The 3,074-nt window shown below is 37.7% G+C and carries 3 protein-coding genes; 2 read left to right on the top strand and 1 reads right to left on the bottom strand.

Annotated features, from left to right (window positions below):
* A partial coding sequence (locus tag SFT90_03135) for a DNA gyrase C-terminal beta-propeller domain-containing protein (protein ID MDX1949481.1) occupies nt 1-1,944 on the top strand: 1,944 nt, incomplete at its 5' end.
* Between the two features lie 5 nt (nt 1,945-1,949).
* Here SFT90_03135 and SFT90_03130 read toward each other — a convergent pair.
* The gene (locus tag SFT90_03130; protein MDX1949480.1) at nt 1,950-2,651 is read right to left on the bottom strand and encodes a hypothetical protein; all 702 of its coding nucleotides are present in this window, start codon (nt 2,649-2,651) and stop codon (nt 1,950-1,952) included.
* Between the two features lie 106 nt (nt 2,652-2,757).
* On the opposite strand from SFT90_03130, the gene SFT90_03125 reads away from it, so the two are divergent.
* The coding region (locus tag SFT90_03125) for a hypothetical protein (protein ID MDX1949479.1) at nt 2,758-3,074 on the top strand (317 nt) is incomplete at its 3' end.

The following is a 3,074-nucleotide window of genomic DNA, read 5'->3' as shown; positions in this document are numbered from 1 at the left end:
GTGGAGCTTAAGAGAGATGCAGTTGGTTCAGTGGTGCTGAATCAATTATATAAATTCACGCCATTACAAACCAGTTTTGGCTATAATATTTTGGCGTTAGATCACGGCAGACCAAGGCAGATGAACATTAAAGATGTCCTTTCCTCTTTCATTAAATTCAGAAAAGAAGTTGTTACTAGAAGAACCGCTTTTGAACTTCGTAAAGCTCGTGAAAGAGCCCACATTTTAGTTGGTTTATCACTAGCAGTTGCCAATATTGATGAAGTAATTGCGATAATTAGGGGTTCTGCTGATGTTTCTATCGCTAAAGCTGCCCTAATGGAAAAAGATTGGAACGCAACCAGTGTTGAGCCATTAATCAAACTCGTTGATGATGAATTTAATGTGGTGATTAACGGCAGATGTAAATTCACTGAAGAGCAAGCAAAGGCAATTTTAGAGATGAGGCTTGCTAGATTAACCGGTCTTGAACAAGAAAAACTAACCGCTGAATTAAACGAGCTTGCAAAAGCGATTGAAGAATTTCTTTCAATTTTGGGTGATGAGGCAAAAGTTTTCAAAATCATCAAAGATGAGCTTATTGAAATCAGAGAAAACTTCGCAACACCTCGCTTAACTGCTATTGAAGCACAAAATCTTGATGATGATATTGAAGATTTAATCGCAAGAGAAGATATGGTTGTAACCGTAACTTTAGGTGGTTACATCAAACGCACTCCGCTTTCAACTTATCGCGCACAAAAACGCGGTGGTAAAGGTAGAAGCGGTATTGATCTCAAAGAAGAAGATGTAACAACGCAGGCTTTCATCGCAAACACGCATACGCCGATGATGTTCTTCTCAACCAAGGGCAAGGTTTATAAACTCAAAACTTATAAATTACCGCTTGGAAATCCGCAATCTCGTGGCAGAAGTTTGGTAAATATCTTCCCTCTTGATCAAGATGAAAAGATAAATGTTATTCTGCCAGTTCCTGAAGATACAACCTCTTGGGAAGAATTAGATATAATATTTGCAACCGCCCTTGGCAATATTAGAAGGAATAAACTTTCTGATTTTGAATCTATTCGTGCGAACGGAAAAATAGCAATTCGTTTAGAGGATAATGATAGTTTAATAGGCGTTTCAACCGCAAAACCAAGTGATCACATATTACTTGCAAGCTCAGAAGGCAACGCCGTTAGATGCCCCGTTGAGGCAGTTCGTGTGTTCAAAGGTAGGGATTCCAGCGGTGTTAGGGGTATCAGGCTTGATGCAACCGATAAAGTTATCTCTCTCACCATCATTAATGGCATTGAAGTTAATACACAAATTAGAGATGAATATCTTGATTTACCTGTTGAAACAAGGCTTGCGATTGCAAAAATTCTGCCTTCAATGTATTCGCAAGATCACCAACTAAAGGAAGAAAGCTCACTTCATTTTGATAGAAAAATCACCCTTGAACAACTCAAAACCACTGGCAATGAAGAAGTTGCTGAGAAATTGGAGAAGATTTTAACAGAAGCAAATTGCAAAATTAATTTTGATACTGCAATTGATTACGCTCGCAATGAGGAATTCATTTTAACTATCACAGAAAAAGGCTTCGGCAAACGCACAAGTGCCTTTGAATATCGCATTACGAACAGGGGTGGCAAGGGCGTTACGAATGTTAAAACTGGTGAGAAAAACGGCAATGTTTGCGGCAGTTTTGCAGTTACAGATAAAGATCAAATATTGCTTGTAACTGATACTGGAAAGCTAATCCGTTGCCCTGTTGATGGCATTAGAATTACTGGCAGAAATGCATCTGGCGTTACAATTTTCAGAATTGAAGATAATGAAAAAATCGTCTCCGCTGCAAGAATTGCAGGTGAAGAAGCTGAAAATACCGAGGTTGAAACTCATGCTGAGACACAAAGTGAGGGTGCGGTATCTTCTGAAACGGAAGGGGGTGAATAGTAGATTTATACAGAAATTCCAGCTTCTCTAACAAGCTGAGTCGCTGTATATCGGCTTAAACATCCCATAATATTGCTTGGCTTTCCATCTTTTATTTTTTGTATAACTAAATCTGCTGCTGGCTCATATTTTCCAGAAATTACAGCTTGAATTCTATCGTTGCCAGAAGGATGAGAATCAGATTCTGGTTGTTGTTCCATCCTAATTACTTGTAATGCCTGCAAGAAATTTTCTTTTCCAACAATTTTTACCGCAAATGCATCTGCTAGATATTCGTCATGATGTTGGTTTCCTTTTGGGTCTCCTATAATCGAATGTAAAAACTCATGAGATAGACCAGATCTTACTGAATTAGCAAGCTTTTCTGGTTCATATAAAAAACTTGTTCCTTCCAGCAAGCCAATAAAACAATTGGAGAAAGATACTTCTTGGGTTCTAGTATTGGTGAGTTTATTAGCTAATAGAGCAAAAATAACGCCTGGAATATCATGGTTGTAGGCAGCATTTCTTTGAAGATAATCTATTTTTGTATTAAGCTTTTGATCCCACTCCTCAACTAAGCTTTTAATAACCTGATTAACAAATTCTTTTTGTTGAGGTTGAAAATCTTCTAAAAATAAATAAAACCCAAGTTTAGGATTAGGTTTCCCATCTTTTAAATAATGTGCTTTAACCTTTTCTGCTAGAATGTACCTTATATCATCCATTTTTTTCAATAAATTTCTGTAAATGATATCAAAAAAAAATTAAAAAATCGTTAACAATACTGCAAAATAGTATATAAAGGGCTAAATTATTGAATATAAACAAACTATGTCCACAGGTAAAGCACCAAATGAAGGAATAAAAACCGAAAGTAACTATCTGCGTGGTGGAATCAAGCAGGGGCTTGAAAAAATCATTGAAGGCTCACTTGCAGAAAGTGATACTATCCTCACTAAATTCCACGGCATTTATCAGCAAGATGATAGAGATTTGAGGGCTGGCAGAAGGGCAAAATTCTTGGATAAGGCTTACAGCTTTATGGCTCGTGTGCGTGTTCCGGGCGGGGTTTGCACGCCATCCCAATGGCTTCATATGGATTGGATTGCAGATAATTACGCCAACGGCACGCTTAAATTAACCACTCG

Source organism: Rickettsiales bacterium (assembly GCA_033762595.1).
Lineage (GTDB): Bacteria > Pseudomonadota > Alphaproteobacteria > Rickettsiales > UBA8987 > JANPLD01.
The sequence above is the reverse complement of the archived record's forward strand: the minus strand, read 5'-3'. Positions and strand labels throughout refer to the sequence as shown.